15 protein-coding genes are annotated in these 16924 nt (G+C 68.0%); 8 read left to right on the forward strand and 7 right to left on the reverse strand.

Annotation, left to right across the window (positions count from 1 at the left end; all coding sequences use genetic code 11):
- The first annotated feature begins 16 nt into the window (after positions 1 to 16).
- Positions 17 to 1573, forward strand: coding sequence for a lipopolysaccharide biosynthesis protein (locus NKI68_RS23070; RefSeq protein ID WP_254547463.1), 1557 nt, complete (start codon positions 17 to 19; stop codon positions 1571 to 1573).
- 51 nt (positions 1574 to 1624) lie between these two features.
- Here NKI68_RS23070 and NKI68_RS23075 read toward each other — a convergent pair whose 3' ends face one another.
- Complete coding sequence (locus NKI68_RS23075; protein WP_254547464.1) at positions 1625 to 1855, reverse strand: hypothetical protein; 231 nt, start codon at positions 1853 to 1855, stop codon at positions 1625 to 1627.
- A 292-nt stretch (positions 1856 to 2147) separates the two neighbouring features.
- Here NKI68_RS23075 and NKI68_RS23080 point away from each other — a divergent pair, with 292 nt between their 5' ends.
- The 6 genes from NKI68_RS23080 to NKI68_RS23105 all read left to right on the forward strand — a co-directional run bounded on the left by NKI68_RS23080 (position 2148) and on the right by NKI68_RS23105 (position 8963).
- Entirely contained in the window at positions 2148 to 3065 is a 918-nt protein-coding gene (locus tag NKI68_RS23080; protein WP_254547465.1) for a sugar phosphate isomerase/epimerase family protein, read from the forward strand.
- Positions 3066 to 3194: 129 nt separating this feature from the next.
- A complete protein-coding gene (locus NKI68_RS23085; RefSeq protein ID WP_254547466.1) occupies positions 3195 to 4715 on the forward strand; it encodes a glycosyltransferase family 39 protein in 1521 nt (506 codons plus the stop codon).
- A gap of 255 nt (positions 4716 to 4970) precedes the next feature.
- Positions 4971 to 5924 carry a glycosyltransferase family 2 protein gene (locus tag NKI68_RS23090; protein ID WP_254547467.1) on the forward strand — a complete coding sequence of 318 codons (954 nt, stop codon included), beginning with the start codon at positions 4971 to 4973 and terminating at the stop codon, positions 5922 to 5924.
- Positions 5925 to 6071: 147 nt separating this feature from the next.
- On the forward strand, positions 6072 to 7130 hold the full coding sequence (locus tag NKI68_RS23095; RefSeq protein WP_254547468.1) for a Gfo/Idh/MocA family protein: 1059 nt from the start codon (positions 6072 to 6074) through the stop codon (positions 7128 to 7130).
- Positions 7127 to 8005, forward strand: coding sequence for a DUF362 domain-containing protein (locus NKI68_RS23100; RefSeq protein ID WP_254547469.1), 879 nt, complete (start codon positions 7127 to 7129; stop codon positions 8003 to 8005). Before NKI68_RS23095 ends, NKI68_RS23100 begins: the two co-directional genes overlap by 4 nt.
- Positions 7998 to 8963, forward strand: coding sequence for an NAD-dependent epimerase/dehydratase family protein (locus tag NKI68_RS23105; protein WP_254547470.1), 966 nt, complete (start codon positions 7998 to 8000; stop codon positions 8961 to 8963). The genes NKI68_RS23100 and NKI68_RS23105 overlap by 8 nt, the downstream gene beginning before the upstream one ends.
- A gap of 233 nt (positions 8964 to 9196) precedes the next feature.
- Here NKI68_RS23105 and NKI68_RS23110 read toward each other — a convergent pair whose 3' ends face one another.
- From NKI68_RS23110 to NKI68_RS23130, 5 genes are all read right to left on the reverse strand, one after another.
- On the reverse strand, positions 9197 to 9514 hold the full coding sequence (locus tag NKI68_RS23110) for a hypothetical protein (RefSeq protein ID WP_254547471.1): 318 nt from the start codon (positions 9512 to 9514) through the stop codon (positions 9197 to 9199).
- A gap of 37 nt (positions 9515 to 9551) precedes the next feature.
- Positions 9552 to 10106 (reverse strand): ArsR/SmtB family transcription factor, encoded by a 555-nt coding sequence (locus NKI68_RS23115; protein WP_254547472.1) that lies wholly within the window; start codon positions 10104 to 10106, stop codon positions 9552 to 9554.
- Between the two features lie 470 nt (positions 10107 to 10576).
- Positions 10577 to 12394: a glutamine--fructose-6-phosphate transaminase (isomerizing) gene (gene glmS / locus NKI68_RS23120; protein ID WP_254547473.1), complete on the reverse strand. Its 1818-nt coding sequence runs from the start codon at positions 12392 to 12394 to the stop codon at positions 10577 to 10579.
- 356 nt (positions 12395 to 12750) lie between these two features.
- Entirely contained in the window at positions 12751 to 13371 is a 621-nt protein-coding gene (locus NKI68_RS23125) for a DUF7344 domain-containing protein (protein ID WP_254547474.1), read from the reverse strand.
- A gap of 565 nt (positions 13372 to 13936) precedes the next feature.
- Positions 13937 to 14878: an NAD-dependent epimerase/dehydratase family protein gene (locus NKI68_RS23130; RefSeq protein WP_254547475.1), complete on the reverse strand. Its 942-nt coding sequence runs from the start codon at positions 14876 to 14878 to the stop codon at positions 13937 to 13939.
- Between the two features lie 312 nt (positions 14879 to 15190).
- Here NKI68_RS23130 and NKI68_RS23135 point away from each other — a divergent pair, with 312 nt between their 5' ends.
- Positions 15191 to 16336: an FG-GAP repeat domain-containing protein gene (locus tag NKI68_RS23135; protein ID WP_254547476.1), complete on the forward strand. Its 1146-nt coding sequence runs from the start codon at positions 15191 to 15193 to the stop codon at positions 16334 to 16336.
- Positions 16337 to 16545: 209 nt separating this feature from the next.
- Here the strand turns inward: NKI68_RS23135 and NKI68_RS23140 are convergent, their stop codons facing one another.
- Positions 16546 to 16854 carry a hypothetical protein gene (locus tag NKI68_RS23140; protein ID WP_254547477.1) on the reverse strand — a complete coding sequence of 103 codons (309 nt, stop codon included), beginning with the start codon at positions 16852 to 16854 and terminating at the stop codon, positions 16546 to 16548.
- Between the last annotated feature and the right edge of the window lie 70 nt (positions 16855 to 16924).

Below are 16924 nucleotides of genomic sequence, written 5' to 3' on the forward strand. Positions count from 1 at the left end.
CGGGCGCGTGGTTGCGATGAGCGGTCGCGGGTTGCTCTCACGTCTCAAGCGACTGGTGACGCCGAGCGGCGACGGCGTCGGCGAGCGGATGGTCAAGGGCGGCATGTGGGTCGGCGCGCTCAACGTCACCGACCGGCTGCTGCAGATCATCCTGCTCATCGTGATGGGTCGGTTGCTCGGGCCGCGGGCGCTGGGGTTGATGGGGATCGCCCTCCTCGCGGTCAGCGCGCTGCGGCAGTTCTCGAACCTCGGGCTGAGTTCGTCGCTCATCTACAACAAGGACGAGAACGTCGACGACATGCTCAACACGGCGTGGACGCTCCAGATCGCGCGCGGGGTCCTCCTCGCCGGCATCCTCTACTTCGCCGCACCGTACATCGGCATGCTGTTCGACACGGAGGCGGCGGTCCCGCTACTCCGGGTGATCGGCCTCTCGCAGGTGTTCGTCGGGCTTCGCAACCCGGCGACCGTCTACTTCCAGAAGGACCTCGAGTTCGACAAGCAGTTCGTCTACACCCTCAGCGGCTCGGTCATCCAGTTCGTCTTCGCCATCTGGTACGCCTACACCTACCAGACGGTGTGGGCGCTCGTGCTCGGGTACGTGATCTCCGACTTCGTTCGCATGGCCGTCTCGTATCTCATGCACGGCTACCGCCCGCGACCCGAGTTCGACCTCGGCCACGCCAAGGAGATCACGAACTACGGCAAGTGGATCACGGCGACGTCGATCCTCTACTTCCTCTACAACGAGGGCGACGACGTGGTCGTCGGGGCGCTCGTCTCCACGACCGCGCTCGGCTTCTACCGCTACGCCTACCAGCTCTCGAACGCGCCCGCGACGGAGGTCACCCACGTCATCTCGAACGTGACGTTCCCCGCGTACTCGAAACTCCAGGACGACGCTCGCCTGCTGCGCGACGCCTACTTCCGCACCCTGCAGGTGACGACCGTCCTCTCCTTTCCCATGTCGCTCGGCATCATCGCCGTGACGCCCGCGTTCATCGCCGCCTTCCTCGGGGAGGACTGGCTTCCGATGGTCCGCACGATGCAGATCCTCGCCATCTACGGGCTGATGCGCTCGATGATGGCGACAATGGGACCCGTCTTCAAGGCCCAGGGCCGCCCCGACATCATCGCGAAGTTCTCGTTCCTCCGCGTCGTGCTGCTCGCGGTGCTCGTGCCCGGATCGATCCTCTACGGCCCGGAACTCGCGATGGCCGTGTTCGGCGTCGAACTCCGCGGTATCGAACTCGTCTCGCTCGCCATCGTCGCCGTGCAGTTCTTCCCGATGATGCCCCTCGACATCTACTACCTCATCGGCATCATCGACACGTCGTACGGGCGCATCGCCCGGGAGGTCGTCTTCCCCCTCGTGGCGAGCCTCGCCATGTTCGTGGTCGTGGTCGCGGCCGGCGTGGCCGCGGACGCCGTCCTCCCGGCGCTCGGCGTCTTCGCCGTCCAGATCATCGCCGGGGCCGTCTCGTACGCCCTCGCGGTGCTGGTGCTCGACCGGGGCTTCGGCTGGGGGCTGGAGCGGAACTTCCGGAGCGTCGTCTCCGCCGTCAGCGGGTGACCCGCGGCTTCGGCTCCGCTCGCGCCGTCGAACCCGTCCGGCCCGTCGATCTCACTCCTCGCCGACGACCGCGGCGGCGTCGGTCCGCTCGACCGTCCAGGTCGTCGCGAGGTACGACGACGTCAGACCGAGCGCACCCGCCAGGACCGCGCTCGAGGCGTCGCTCGGCGAAAGTGCCAGCAGGGGTGCCACGACCACGCAGAGCAGGAGCAGCACCGTCACCAGCCCCCACCTCCCGTCCGCCGACTCGTCCGTTCGCGCCCCGGACCTTCGCGGTATCACGACGGGTGTGAGCACGTATCTCGGTAAGTACTTGCTGGTCTCTCCCGCTCCGAGGTAGTCGCTGACTGCGGTCCGCGGCCCGGGCGCTTCGAGTCGTCCCCCCTCTCGCGGTACGACCGCCGTCGGGCGACGATATGTAACAGTTAATCTACATTCGTGCCGACGGCCCGACGCGAGATCCCCGACTCCCGGCCGTAGGTGCGTTATTACAATACCGTCGAACGTGGTGACCTGTGGACATGGAACCGTCGTTCGCCGTCCGTTGCGTACACCGGGCACGAGGGTGGTCGCCGTGACGCGTCCCGCGATCCAGCTGTACACCGTGCGGGACATCGACGAATCGCTGCCGGAACTGATCCGCCGGGTCGCGGCGGTCGGCTTCGAGGGCGTCGAGTTCGCCACGCGCGTCGCCGAGGCCGACCCCGAAGCGGTTCGGGACGCGCTCGCCGAGACGGGCGTCGAACCCGTGGGCGCGCACGTCGACCTCCGCGCGATCGAGGCCGACTTCGACGGGGTCGCGGAGCGGTACCGGACGCTCGGCGTCTCCCGCCTCGCGATCCCGCACCTGCCCCCGACGCACTACCGGACGCCGGGACGCGTCGACGAGCTGGCCGCCCGGCTGAACGCCGTCGGGTCGGCGCTCGCGAACCGGGGGCTCTCGCTCGTCTACCACAACCAGGTCCACGACTTCCTGCCGGTCGAGCGGCCGTCTTTCCTCGACCGACTCTTCACCGCCGTCCACCCCCACTCGCCCGGCGCGAGCAAGGTCCAGACCGGCCTCGGACTGCTCGGCGACCGTGCGCTGCGCGCGACGGCCTCCCCGCCCACCCCGGCCGCGTCCGTCGAATCGACCGCCTACGGCAGGCTCGTCCGGCGGACCAGCCCGGAGGCCGTCTCCTTCGAGGTCGACGTCGGCGGCGTCACCGCCGCGGGGTACGATCCGGCCGACGTCATCGACTTCGTCGGCGATCGCGCCTCGCTCGTCCACATGAAGGACGTCGTCGTCGACGACGACCCCGGGCCGCTGGCGTCCGCCCGCTCGACGAACCCCGGCCGGGGACTCGTCGACTTCCCCGGCGCGGCGCGGGCCGCGGAGCGCAACGGGATCGACTGGCTCGTCTTCGAACACGACCACCCCGAGGACCCGGTCGCCACGCTCCGGGCCGGGATCGACTCGCTGACTGAGGCGACGGACACCGTTCACCTCTGACGTGACGGTTCGTCGCGGCGGCGTACGAATACACGCTGCCGACACTGTCTTTATTTCAGTTCTATACGCCAAGAGAGTGACCCCGCGTCGGCCAGTATGATTATCTGCGGGTCCTGATTAGCTCCACCAATGTCAGAGCGGGTCGTTCGCGCGAGCAGGACGCAGGTGGCGCTCGCGCTCGTCGTCCTCGTCGGCGCGGCTGTGCGGTTGTACGGTCTCGGGATCGAGAGCCTCTGGACGGACGAACTCATCACGCTCGAGTACATCAGGCGCTACGGCGCGCTCGAACTGTTCGTGGTCATCCCGCTCAACCAGCCGCACCTGCCGCTCTACTACGTCCTGCTCGACCTGTGGGCGTCGGTCTTCGGGCTGTCCGCGGTCGCCCTGCGCTCGTTCTCCGCGCTGTTCGGCATCGCGACGATCCCCCTGTTCTACCTCGTCGGTCGCGAGCTGTTCGACGACGTGGCGGGCCTCGTCGCCGCGCTCGTCTACGCGCTGGCACAGGTGCAGGTCTACCACGCCCAGGAGGTCCGGATGTACACGCTGCTGGCGTTCCTCGCGCTCTCCTCGCTCTACCTCTTCGTCCGCTACCTCCGGACCGAGTCGCGGGCCACGGCGGCCGCCTACGCGCTCGTTACGATCCTGCTCGTCTACACCCATCCCTTCGCCCTGTTCGTCGTCGCCGGCGAGAGCGCGTTCCTCGGCTTCGAGTTCCTGCGGGGGCGAATCGGCGACCTCCGCCGGGCGGTCGGCACGCAGGCCGCGCTCGGGCTCGCGGTACTCCCGCTCGTCGCCGGGTTCGTCCTGCGCTTCGGCGGCGGGGTGACCCTCGACTACATCCCGCTTCCGACGCCCCTGCTCGTCTTCACGGTCCTGACGGGCTACTTCGCGCGGACGGGGATCCTCCCGGCGCTGGCGTACGTCTCGGCGCTGATCGGCGGGCTGCTCGTCCTCGCGGTCACCGACGGGTGCTTCTCGGCCGCGATCGACGTCCGTCGCCCGGCGCGGACCGTCCGGGACCTCGGCGAGCGTATCGAGTTCACCGACGCGTGGGGCGTCCACCTCCTGCTGTTCTGGATCGCCGGGACGTTCCTCCTCCCGCTCGTCGTCTCGTACGTGGTCACGCCCGTCTTCTGGCCGCGCTACACCCTCGCCGCCTCCTTCGCGCTCTATCTCCTCGTGGGCCACGGCCTCTCGCGGGCGAAGCGCTCGCACGTCCGGATCGCGCTCGTCGCGCTCCTCGTCGTCGCGCTCCTCCCGCCGACCGTCTTCGACCTCACCACCGACACGCGCGAGCAGTGGGACGAGGCGGTCGCCGACATCGAGCAACGCGCCGATCAGGGCGCGCTGGTCGTCGTCGCCGATCAGGTCACCGAGCGCGCAGTCGAGTACTACGGGACCCGCGGGGACCTCGTCGTCACGCCCGTCAACGCGGACAACGCGCCCAACGGGACCGAGCGAACCAGCAACGCGGAGATCAGACGGAAGATGGCCGGTCACGAGGAGGTGTGGCTGGTTCTCTCTCACACGGGCGACGAGGACGACGCGCGCCTCAAGGCGATCGCGAGCGACGGTCGCCAGCGGACGTGGCACGAGGAGTACGTCGGCATCGAGGTGTACCGCTACGAGGCGTCCCCCGACGGAGGGTGAACGTGGGGGAACGTGACGCCGCGCGTATTTATTACGCACCACTTATCGTCGGCACAATCAGGTGCAACGGTCCGCGACCGCCGGGAGAATCAGATACAACTAAAAGTACGATCGATGTATTGCCGTCGAGTGCGAGCGGGTACGTTCTCCCGCTCGGCCCGACGGGCCGCGGCCGATCGCACCGGACACGGCGGTCGGTCGCCGGTCGCTCGGGACGACCGGTCGCTCGCGACCGGCGTCAGAGGTTCGCACATCATGACGGAGCAATCTACTACCGCAGCGGGGACGACGGCCGTGGCCGCTAGGGCGACCGTGCCGTTCGTGTCCGTCATCGTTCCGGTCTACAACGACCCCGAGGGGCTTCGCGCGACCCTCGATACGCTCATCGATCAGACGTATCCCGAGGACCACTACGAGATCCTGGTCGTCGACAACCGGTCCAACGACGGCACGCGGGCGGTCGCACAGGAGTACGCGGAGCGGTTCGACCACCTGACGGCGCTCGACGAACGTCGCCGGCAGAGTTCGTACGCGGCGCGTACGCGTGCGCTTCACTGCGCGTCGGGCGACGTCGTGGCGTTCATCGACGCGGACATGACCGTCGACCCCGACTGGCTCGAGCGCGTCGTCGAGACGATGGAGGAGGACGAGATCGACTACCTCGCGTGCAACGTCAGACTGTACTCCGTCGGCGAGGAGTCGCTCGCGGCGAAGTTCAACCGGCTGAGTGGCTTCCCCATCGAGGACTACGTCTCCGAGTTTCACTACGCGCCGACGTGTTGTCTCGTCGTTCGCCGCGAGGTCGTCGATGACGTGGGGCCGTTCGACGTGCGGTTCACGTCGAGCGGCGATCGCGAGTTCGGCCACCGCGTCTATCAGGCGGGGTGGACCCTCGGGTACGCCCCCGACATCGACATGTACCACCCGACGCGGACGACGCTGAAGGCGCTCGTGAAGAAGTCGATCCGCATCGGCCGCGGCAAGAACCAGCTCCGGCGCATCTACCCCGAGCGCTACGGGAGTTCGGCGCAGCTCATCTTCAACCCCGCCATCTACCTCCCGGCGACCCCGGGGCAGGTGCGGAACGCGCTCCGCGGCTGGGACGACCTCTCGCTCTCGGAGAAACTCCTGTTTTACGCCCTCACCTACCTGCTCAAACTGACCAACGCGTACGGTGCGATCCGCGACGCGGTGGAGTCCCGACGATGACATCCTCCCCGGCGTGAACGCCGGGACTCTCTCCTCGAATCAGGTAGCCGGTGTATAACAAGATGGCGCAGTGTGGTGGTGTTTCGGTAATGACGATCACGACGCCGCCGAGTAGCATCGGTAGACGGTCGGCCGGGGGGGACGCCGATGCCGCGTGAACTGGCCGTCGGTCTCCTCGGCGTCGGCCACATTGGGACGGTGCACCTCCAGACCGCGAGCACGCTCGAGGGGGTCGACGTCGTCGCGGCCGCCGACGCGATCGAGGGGAACCGCGCCCGCGCCGAGCGCCTCGGCGTCCGCCGCACCTACGACGACTACGCCGACCTCCTCGCGTCCGAATCGCTCGACGCGGTCGTGGTCGCGCTCCCGCCGTTCCTCCACGCCGACGCCACGGTCGCCGCCGCCGAGGCGGGCTGTGACGTCTTCGTCGAGAAGCCATTCGCCCGAACCCCGGAGGAGGGTCGCCGGATGCTCGACGCGGCCGAGGCGGCGGGCGTCTCGATCGGCGTCGACCACACGATCCGCTACCAGCCGGAGATGCGACGCCTGAAGGAACTGTTCGACGAGGGGCGACTCGGCCACGTCCCCGTCGCGTCGATCTCGCGGATCAACAACGGCCCGTTCGACGCGCCGCCCGCCCGATCGACGGTGCCGACCTGGCAGCTCGACCCCGGGGCGACCGGCGGCGGGGCGCTGATGGACCTCGGCATCCACCTGCTCGACGTGCTCGAGTGGTTCTTCGGCGACCTCACCGTCGAGCACGCAGTCACCGACCGACAGCTGAACCTCCCCTACGAGGACGCCGCCACGGTCGTCGTCAGGGGCGAGCGCGGAACGACGGCGACGCTCTCCTGTGGGTTCTTCCAGTGGGAGACGCCGCCGGACGTGACGAGCTACCTCCGCCTCGACGGCATCGCGGACTCCGTGGTCAGCACCGACTACGTCCCCGAGCGGTTCACCTCCTACGCGGCCCGGTCCGCGCTCGAGAACCTCGGCCGCCGCCTGCGCGGCGACGAACCGGAGTACTTCAAGCCGACGTACTACTACCAGGCCCACTACTGGGCGCTGCGTGACTTCCTCGCCGCCGCGCGCGACGGCGAGGAGCCGCCCGTCGGCGGCGAGACGGGCCTGCGGATGGTCGAACACGTCAGAGAGGCCTACCGCATCGCGGACGCCGACGCGGCGCTCGTGGAGGTGACCGAGTGAGCGCTCGCGTCGCGGGCCGGGCGCTCGACGGGACGCCGGCGTCGCTCGCGGACGCCGTGATGGACCTCCTCGACGGCGCGGCGTCGGACGACCGCGTCCTCGTCCTGCCCGATATGCACTACCCCTACCACCCGAGCACGGGACTCGTCACTAACCCTGACGTGATCGAGGTCCTGATCGAGTTCCTGCAGGGACGCGGGACGGAGGCGCTCCTCTGTCTCCCCGACTCGCCCTGGATCGAGGGCGACCGCTGCGCCCGGTTCCTCGGCTACGACGAGGTGGTAGACCGCCTCGACGTGGACGTGGTCGACCTCGGCGCGGCCGGATCGGTCGACCGGACCGTCACGATCGGCGAGCGCCGCCGGCGGGTGACGGTGCCGGAGCCGCTCGACTCGGAGACGCTCGTGACCGTCCCGACGCTGCGGACGGACCCCGACTTCGGGTTCGTCGCGGGGATGGCGGCGACCGCCTTCGGCGCGCTCGGCCGCGAAGCCGCCGACGCGACGGCGGCCGACGTCGTCGCCGCGGCCGCGGTGTGCGACCCCGAGGCCGTCCTGCTCGACGGCACGTACACGTACACCGGCGCGCCCCACCGATCGGGGTTCCTGCTCGCGAGTTCGGACGCGCCGACGCTCGACGCGGCCGCCGCTCGGCTCGTGAACGAGGACCCCGAGGACGTGCCCTACCTCGCGCCCCACGGCGTCCGGACGCCCCCCGTCAGCGACCTCGATCTCGACGAGATCGCGGACCGCCTCCCGAACGAGCGCGGCGAGACCGGAGAGACCTCCCCGGTCATGCAGACGGGTTATCGGCTGTACACCCGCGTCACCGGCGACCTGCTACCGCCGCAGTTCATGGGTGATTCCGATGCCTGATCGGGCGCTCGTCACCGGCGCGACGGGCTTCCTCGGCTCGCACCTCTGTGCGGCGCTCGCCGAGGGAGACTGGGAGGTCACCGGGACGCGCCGGCCGACCTCGGACGTCTCCGCGCTCGACGACGTCGACGTGTCGTGGGCCACGATGGACGTGCTCGACCCCGACGCCGTCAGCGCGGCCGTCGAGGGCCACGACTACGTCTTCCACCTCGCCGGCATCGGCCTGCAGGCCGGCGACGCGGAGACGGTCGAGCGGGTGAACCGCGACGGGACCGACCACGTGCTCGACGCCGCGCGGGAACACGGCGTCGAGCGCGTCCTGTTCACCAGCACCGCGGGCACCCGTCGCGCCCGGGGGACCGCGACCGAGGACGACGTCGCCGAACCCGTCGGCGCGTACCAGCGCGGGAAGGCGGCCGCCGAGGCGCTGTGCGACGAGTACGGCGAGGCGGGCCTCGACGTGGTCACCGTCCACCCGACCTCGATCTTCGGTCCGCGCGACGAGAACTTCACGGGACGGATGTTCGCGCTCGTGGACAACCCGCTCGCCGTCGTCCACCCGCCCGGCGGCGCGAGTTTCGTCGGCGTCGACGACGTGGTCGACGGGATCGTCGCCGCCACGGAGCGGGGAGCGGCGGGCGAACACTACGTCCTTGGCGGCGAGAACCTCACCTACTCGGAGGCGCTCACCGTCATCGCCACGCTCGTCGGCGGGCAGAAACCGGCGGTCGAACTCCCGCCAGTGCTCATCCACGCCGCCGGACCGATCGTCGGTCGGGTGAACGAACGTCTCGGAACGCGGATGTTCCCCTTCGACGGGGAGATGGCGCGGCTCTCGACGAAGCGACTCTTCTACAGCAGTCGGAAGGCGCGGGAGGAACTCGGCTACACGTACCGGCCGCTCAGGGATCTGGTTCCCGACGCGTGGGCGTGGTATCGGAACGCCGAGGGACGATAACCGGCTGGCACACGATTCGCCGGCTCGTGTCGGGCGTCGAGTAGCTTCCCTGGCCCGCAGCACGATTGTTGGCACACGAACTGGCACGCGAACCGGGGAAGCCACCTGAAAATCCAGCACCAGCTATAATAAACCTTCGGCAACTCCGAGACGGCGACAGACGCGGCCTCGGCCGGTCCTCCCGGCGCTGTTCGAACTCACATCGCTGAAAATCTTCCTATTCTGACCTATTTCTAGGCGGGGTCGTCGTTCTCGTCGTGACTGTCGACTTCGTCCGTCCGATCGTCCGTCGCCCCCTCTTCGTCCTCGTGGTCCCTCCCGTTCCCCTCGTCCGCGAACGCCTCGGGACCGGGGAGCGCCTCAACGCCCTCGTGGATCCCGAGGTACCGCGCGTCGGCGACGGCGCGCTCGAACGCCTCCGGGCTGTCGTACTCGCGGAGGGTGAGCACGCGCCCCTCCGCGACGGCGTAGACGACCTCCACGCAGTCCGGGTGCTGGTAGTGGTCGGCTGTACGCGGCTCGTCGGACGGGGGTGCGTCGTCGAAATTCATCGTCGGCGGGACTTCCGTTCGCTAGTCGGCGACGATACTACTGTCCATCGGCCGGGCCGTCCCGGTTTGGGTCGTCCTCGTTCGGATCGCCCTCGCGTAGGTCGCCCTCGCTCCGAGCGCCTTCGGCGTTCGCCTCTGCGCGCTTGTTCAACTCCGCCCAGACGGTGAGGAACTCGCTGAAGAGGTGTTCGGGGAGCTTCAGCTGGATGTCGACGACTCGCGTCCCGTCGTCCGCACGCTCGTCCGGGTCGAACACCGTGAAGGTGGGCAGCGGCTCCTCCCCTCCGTCGAGACCGTCCGTCCGGACGGTGATCCCCTCCTCGCCGAGCAGGATCTCGAGGTGGTGCACCGCCGTCCGGTACTCCTTGCCGCCCGAGACGGAACTCGACCCGATCCGCGTCCGCTCTTCCAGCAGTCCGGCATCGATGAGACGGTTCAACCGCCGGTAGATCGTCGCCTCGGAGACCTCACACATCGTGGCGAGTTCGCCGACGCTCCGCGTCTCGCTCGCGCAGGCCGCGAGGACCGACCGCGACACGCCGTCGCCGAGGTGATCGAGCAGTTCCGCCAACTGCGGATCCGGATCGGACACGTCAGCGCACCCCCTGACGGCCCCGCTTTCCCCGCGGAGACCCGTCGCCCGTCTCGTCGTTTCTCCACGATGAACGCCTGCTCATGCCCGTGTCAGCTATCATTTCCCCGATCTATTAGTGTAGCGCCTCGTCCAACTCACACGATCGATCACGGAGGAACGCCTTAAGCGCAGTGGACCGCCGGGCCACGATTCATCGCCGCGTCCGGGTCGAGATCGGCGGCCCCGACCGCGGCCGACCGTGGGAGGAACCGAGTGTCAGCGGGCAGACTCGTGGTCCTCCCCGCCTCCGATGTGCACCGTCACGAGCGACGGCGCGTGTCGGCGGGGAGATCCGTAGCCCTCCCCGCCTCCGGTGATCCCTCGCGCCGAGACGCTCGGGAGCGTCGGCGGGGAGATCCGTGGCCCTCCCCGCCTCCGGCGTACGTCCGCCACGGGAGGCGGACGGTGGTCGGCGGGGAGATCCGCGCTCACTCCACGGTGACGCTCTTCGCCAGGTTGCGCGGCTTGTCGATCGGTCGCCCGAGGAGGTCTGCGGCGTGGTAGGCGACGAGCTGGAGCTGGACGTTCGCGAGGATGCCGGCGGCCTCCGGCTCCGTCTCCGGGATCTCGAGGACGTAGTCGGCGAACGAGGCCGCGGCCGCGTGGCGCGGCGTGGCGACGACGATGACGGGCGCGCCGCGCGCCTGGACCTCCTTCAGGTTGTTCAGCGTCTTCGTCTCGTCGTCGTCGGTCAGGATCCCGAAGATCGGCGTCTCGGGCGTGACGAGCGCGAGCGGCCCGTGTTTCAGCTCCGACGCGGCGAAGCCCTCCGCGTGCTCGTAGCTGATCTCCTTCATCTTCAGGGCCCCCTCAAGCGCCACGGCGTAGGCGGGTCCGCGGCCGATGAAGAAGTACCCGTCACAGCCGTAGAGCGCCTCCGCGACCTCGCGGGCGGCCGTGTCGTCGAGCAGGTGCTGAACGTTACCCGGGAGTTCCGAGAGCGCGGACAGCACGTCGCGCGCACCGGCGCTCGCCACGCCCGTCATGTCGCTCGCGATGCGTTCGCTCAACAGCGTCAGCGCGGCGACCTGCGAACTGAACGTCTTGGTGGCGGCGACGCCGATCTCCGGCCCCGCGCGGATGAACAGTTCGTCGTCGCACTCGCGGGTGACGCTCGACCCGACGACGTTCGTGACCGCGAGCGTCCGCGCCCCCGCGTCGCGGGCGCGACGGAGCGCGTTGAGCGTGTCTGCGGTCTCACCGCTCTGGGTGACCGCGACCACCAGCGTGCGCTCGTCGGCGGGCGGCGGACAGTCCGCGTACTCCCCCGCCATGTACGCGTTCGCCGGGACGCCGTGAGCGGTGAGCACCGACGCGGCGTACATCCCGGCGTGGTGGGAGGTCCCCATGGCGATGAACTGCACCTGCCGGACGTCGTCGAACGTCCCGGGCGGGAACTCGGGGAGGTCGACCTTCCCCGCGAGCGCGTCGATGCGACCGTGGAGGGTCTGACGGAGCGATTCGGGCTGTTCGTTGATCTCCTTCAGCATGTAGTGTGGGTACCCCGACTTCCCCGCCGCCTCGGGCTCCCAGTCGACGGTCTCGACCGACCGGTTCACCGGCACCCCGTTCGGGTCGGTGATCTCGTACCCCTCGGGACGGACGACGACGACGTCCGTATCCTCAAGGTAGACGACCTCGTCCGTGTACTCTCGGAACGCGGGGACGTCGCTCGCCAGGAAGTAGCGACCGTCGGCCCGCCCGAGCACGAGCGGCGAACCGTTGCGCGTCGCGTAGACGACGTCCTCGCCGTCGATCAAACAGGCGACGGCGTAGCTCCCGTCTAAGCGGTCGATGGCCGCCCGGAAGGCGTCGATCGGCGACCGGCCGCCCTCGAGTTCCGACTCGATGAGATGCGGGACGACCTCCGTGTCGGTGTCGCTCTCGAACTCGTGGCCCTCGGCCGCGAGTTCCGCGCGGAGCCGGTCGTAGTTGTCGATGATGCCGTTGTGGACGACCGCGATGCGCCCCGAACAGTCCGTGTGGGGGTGGGCGTTCTCGTCGGTCGGCGGGCCGTGGGTCGACCAGCGGGTGTGCCCGATCCCGATAGTCCCGGTCGGCCGCTCGCTCCCGACCGCCTCGCGCAGTTGCGCGAGTTCGCCCTCGCGCTTGATGACCTCCAGACCGCGCCCGTTCTTGATCGCGATACCCGCGGAATCGTATCCCCGATATTCGAGGTTCGACAACCCAGTCAGGAGACCGCCGACGGCGTCGTCGGTCCCGACGTACGCGGTGATCCCGCACATCAGCAGTTCACCTCTCGGAGGTCTACGACGGACTTCACCACGCACCGATGGTCGATAGCACGAGTGCTCACGCTTGATTCTTGCATATGTCTGTTTATTATTTTTGTTGTTTACTATTTTGTATTAAAAATCGGCGAAACGACGTTCGTGGCCGCGACCTCCCGTGATCGTCGACGTTCTCCACCGCCTGACAGCCATATGTCCACGGCACATTGTCTGGTTGTAGCAGACGGGCGACTGCCTTTGTTAAAAACAGGTTGTCGACGAACCGACGGGTACGCGGATCGAGTTAGGTACGTACTACGTCAGGTGTTCGAGGGTCGTTGACGGAGAGAAGACGTTGGTGCGAGGCCGATTCAGGAGGCCGACGGGTCGGCGTCGAGTCGTTCGAGGGCCGAAGCCAGCCGCGAATCGTCGTCCCCTTCGACGTTCGCCCGGAACTGGTTCGCCGTAACGAGGAGGAGCGCCGCCGTGCTCACGAAGGTCCACACGAGCGGCTCGACGCCGCCGAGTACGGGGGCACCGAGGGTGGCCCCCGAGACGAGCACGCCGATCGCCAGTCCGAGGTAGAGATTGCCCTTCGGTGCCGAGGCCGGGGAGGTCGTCCGCTCCGTGAGGTATGGCGTCAACTCGTCTGCCACCTCGCGGAGTTCGATGGTTCCCCGGTGCTTGTCGAAGTCGACGATCTCCGCGTCGTCCATCTTCGGGAGGTGACACTGGTAGAGTCCGATGTACACGCGCTTGCGCTGCGCCGAGGAGAGGGCGTTCACCTCGATTCCGTTCTCCATCGCCGCGATGTGCTCCGCGAGTTCGCCGATGTTGGCGGAGCCGTCGTGGTCCCAGAGGTACTTGAGGATGTCACGTCGGCGTCTGTTTTTGAGGATCTCGAAGACTGTATCGAGCGAGAGCTGTTCCACCTCGGCGTCGTCCGTCGCCGTCGACGGCGCGTCCGGCGTCTGCAGTTGAGTTTGGCTCATTGGATACCACCTGTGGCTGGTCGCAGCGCTGGCTGCACCTACCGGTCGTGTCGCGTGCCGAAACGGCAGCGACGAGATCGGAGAGATGTCCGCCGTATCCGAGCGTCCCGGATCCCTGTGGTCGGCGGACACGCGTGCATCCCCACGATGCTGCGTCAGCGCTTCCAGTGTAATCTGTGAATGGCTTAATAAGTAACTGATTTATGCAGCCACTGCAAAACCGAGCGGATGCTTTGCAAAACGTGCGAAAACCGATACGGGGGTCTAGAGGTTTGGCTCGGCCGATCACGGATTGTTTTCCAGGCCGTATCGCCGAATTATAGGCGTGTCAGCGGTCCTCAGGCGTCATGCGTTCGTCAGACGTTATATACCCTCGACCAGGCGAGTGCCGGAGGTAGGCCGTTCTTCACGACGTGAGGGGGGGCGTTAGCGTGCAATTTTTGCGACTCGCTGTACGCCACCGTTTTCGGGACCCTCCCCGGGAAAAATCGCGCCACTGGCGAGCGATCGTTAATCGGCTGCTTCTTCCCCGACGAAGACGCCGGGACGTTCTCCGGCTCCATCATCAGGGCCGGAACCCGTCCGCGTCGCCGTCGATGAGCGCCGCGAGTCCGTCCTGAAGCCCGACCGACGGCTCGTAGCCGAGTTCCCGTCGCGCCTTCGAGATGTCGGCCCTGCTCGCTTCGATGTCCCCCGGCCGGGGATCGACGTGAGTGACGTCGCTCTCCCCGTCGGTGAGGTCGGCGACGAGTCGGGCGAGGTCCAGGATGCTCACGCTACGCCCCGTCCCGACGTTGTACGCCTCGCCCACGCGATCGGTCGTCGCGGCCAGCACGTTCGCGCGCACGACGTCGCTGACGTGAACGAAGTCCCGGATCTGTGAGCCGTCGCCCTCGACGGTGATCGGCTGTCCGCTACAGGCCTGTTCGAGGAACACGGTGATGACGCTGCTGTAGTCCGCGCAGGCCTGTCGGGGTCCGTAGACGTTGAAGTACCGCAGCGCGACGGTGTCCAGCCCGTAGAGGTCGTGGTACAGCCGCGCGTAGTGGTCGACGGCGAGTTTCTCGACGCCGTAGGGCGACGTCGGCGTCGTCGGCTCCTCCTCGGTGACGGGGATCGTCGTCGGGTTCCCGTAGATGGCGGTGCTCGAGGCGACGACCACCCGCGCGTCGGCTCGACGCGCCCGTTCGAGCAGGGTGAGCGCCCCCGTCGCGTTCACCCGGTGGCTCGCAACGGGGTCGTCCACCGAGCGCGTGACGCTCGCGTTCGCCGCCTCGTGAAAGACGAGGTCGACGTCGGCCATCGCCTCCGCGACGGTCGCCGGATCGCGGATGTCACCCTCTATCACCGTCGCGTCGGGGTGGACGTGAGCGCGCCGACCCGTCGAGAAGTCGTCGAGGACGCGCACCTCGTTGTCCTCGACGAGCGCGTCGACGAGGTGACTGCCGATGAACCCCGCTCCCCCCGTGACCAGCACGCGCCGACCGTCGACCGTCGCGGATGCCATACCACCGCTTTGGGTTCCGACCACGTATGGTTATTCGTGTACTATCGTGACATACCCCGCGCTCGGCGGCGTGACCGTCACGCGCGACGGCCGGTGTTCGAACCGGGTACACTCCGCTCGAACGCGCCGACGGCGACGGCTCGGCGGTCGTTACGGGACTCCTACCGACGGCGTCAGTCGCGTTCGTCGACCTCCCGACGACGCTGACCGATCGCGCCGTCCCGCGGACCGCCGCGCGACCGGTCGGCCGAACGGACGGTCACGTGCCGGTAGGCGAGTCATTACAACGGACGAGGGAGTCGATCGACGGGTATGCACTTCCGGCACGAGCGAATCGACTCGCGCCCTCCCTGTGGCCGGTTGAGTACCTGCTTCACCACCGATCTGACCGGAAACGGCCGGCCCGACGTCATCGTCAGCGGGATGGGCCGCTACCCGACGGTCTCGCTCAACGGCACCGAGATCAAACTCCGGCTCCTGCCGGGGATCGGCTCGCTCCTCCCCCGCTTCGAGACGGACGTCTTCTGGTACGAGAACCCCGGCTGGGAGCGCCACACCCTCGCCGCGGAGAAGGACCTCCACCTCGACGTCGGCGGTACCCTCCACGACGTGGACGGCGACGGCCGCGTCGACCTGATCGTCGGCCAGGGGTACGGCCACGGCGACGTCTACTGGTACCGCCAGCCGGAGGACCCCCGCGATCCGTGGGAGCAGCACCTGCTCACCGACCGCTTCCAGAAGTACCACGACTTCGCGGTCGGCGACGTGGACGACGACGGCGAGCCCGAGATCGTCGGCCTCTCCCAGGAGGCCGCCACCGTCTTCTACTTCGACGTCCCCGCGGACCCGACCGTCGAGCCGTGGCCCGACCGGTACTGCCACGTCGTCGACCGCGACCGCTCGGTCGAGGGCGTCCACGTCGGCGACGTGGACGGCGACGGCCGCACCGAGATCGTCGCCGGAACGGGCATCTACCACCGCGGCGACGACGGCTCGTGGGACCGCGAGTCCGTCGTCGAGGGATGGGACGACGTGCGCGTGGCGGTGGCCGACCTCGACGGCGACGGCGAGGACGAGATCGTCCTCGCGGAGGGCGACTCGCCCATCTACGGCACCCACCCCGCCCAGATCGCGTGGTTCGACGGGCCGGACTGGACGCCGCACGTCCTCCGCGACGACATGTACTGCCCGCACAGCCTCCAGGTCGGCGACCTGACGGGCGACGGACGACCGGACATCTACGTCGGGGAGATGGGTCTGGGCGAGAACGGCGATCCCGAACACGTCGTGTTCAGGAACCGCGGCGACGGCGCGTTCGAGGAGGTCGTCGTCGAGCGCGGCGTGCCGACCCACGAGGCGAAACTCGCCGATATGAACGGCGACGGCCGACTCGACGTCGTCGGGAAGTCCTACGGACCGACCCACCACGTCGACGTCTGGTACAACGAAATCGAGTGACGGCACGCGGGCGAACGCCGATCGGACGAATCTGGCATCAAAACTGTACGAACCAGCCAAAACGTACTACTTGTCAAAACCATCTGAACTATACAGGCCATCAGAAACATACGAACTCCCACCGTCACGTCGCTCTCTCCCCGTCGACGGGGTCGGCTGCGTGTCGAGACGAAGGCCTGACGCGTCTTGGAAGGCTGACGCTGAGGTCCTCACACGAGAACGCTCGCCGCTTTTCGGAGGAAGACGGCGAATAGAACCGCTGCGAGGTAAAACAGTACCGCCGCAGCGACGTACAGCGCTGGATGTGTCGCGGGGAGCTGTAGCGTATAGTGATTAACGAGGTTGACAGCCACGAGTAGTAGATATCCGGGGATTGCGAGGGTCTGAATGACGCTCAGGAGGATGGACTCACGCGGGATATCGAACGCAATGACGACCCAAACGGGGCTCAGGAGAGCGAGCGCCACCCACACTGTCCGGTGAGTGAACGTCCGCCTTACGCGGGCAGTAGTCGTCATGCCTGTTCGGACAACTATTCTCATCCAACGATAATGAGTTTTGTGTAAACAGAGTCCTATCGGATAGAAT

It is taken from the genome of Halomarina pelagica, from assembly GCF_024228315.1.
Taxonomy (GTDB): domain Archaea; phylum Halobacteriota; class Halobacteria; order Halobacteriales; family Haloarculaceae; genus Halomarina; species Halomarina pelagica.

Excerpts from the sequence above, each read along its gene's own strand:
- NKI68_RS23130 (WP_254547475.1), bottom strand. The coding sequence starts at position 14,878 with ATGGCATCCGCGACGGTCGACGGTCGGCGCGTGCTGGTCACGGGGGGA.
- NKI68_RS23135 (WP_254547476.1), top strand. The coding sequence starts at position 15,191 with ATGCACTTCCGGCACGAGCGAATCGACTCGCGCCCTCCCTGTGGCCGG.
- glmS (WP_254547473.1), bottom strand. The coding sequence starts at position 12,394 with ATGTGCGGGATCACCGCGTACGTCGGGACCGACGACGCCGTCGGCGGT.
- NKI68_RS23140 (WP_254547477.1), bottom strand. The coding sequence starts at position 16,854 with ATGACGACTACTGCCCGCGTAAGGCGGACGTTCACTCACCGGACAGTG.
- NKI68_RS23090 (WP_254547467.1), top strand. The coding sequence starts at position 4,971 with ATGACGGAGCAATCTACTACCGCAGCGGGGACGACGGCCGTGGCCGCT.
- NKI68_RS23110 (WP_254547471.1), bottom strand. The coding sequence starts at position 9,514 with ATGAATTTCGACGACGCACCCCCGTCCGACGAGCCGCGTACAGCCGAC.
- NKI68_RS23085 (WP_254547466.1), top strand. The coding sequence starts at position 3,195 with ATGTCAGAGCGGGTCGTTCGCGCGAGCAGGACGCAGGTGGCGCTCGCG.
- NKI68_RS23125 (WP_254547474.1), bottom strand. The coding sequence starts at position 13,371 with ATGAGCCAAACTCAACTGCAGACGCCGGACGCGCCGTCGACGGCGACG.
- NKI68_RS23105 (WP_254547470.1), top strand. The coding sequence starts at position 7,998 with ATGCCTGATCGGGCGCTCGTCACCGGCGCGACGGGCTTCCTCGGCTCG.
- NKI68_RS23070 (WP_254547463.1), top strand. The coding sequence starts at position 17 with ATGAGCGGTCGCGGGTTGCTCTCACGTCTCAAGCGACTGGTGACGCCG.
- NKI68_RS23095 (WP_254547468.1), top strand. The coding sequence starts at position 6,072 with ATGCCGCGTGAACTGGCCGTCGGTCTCCTCGGCGTCGGCCACATTGGG.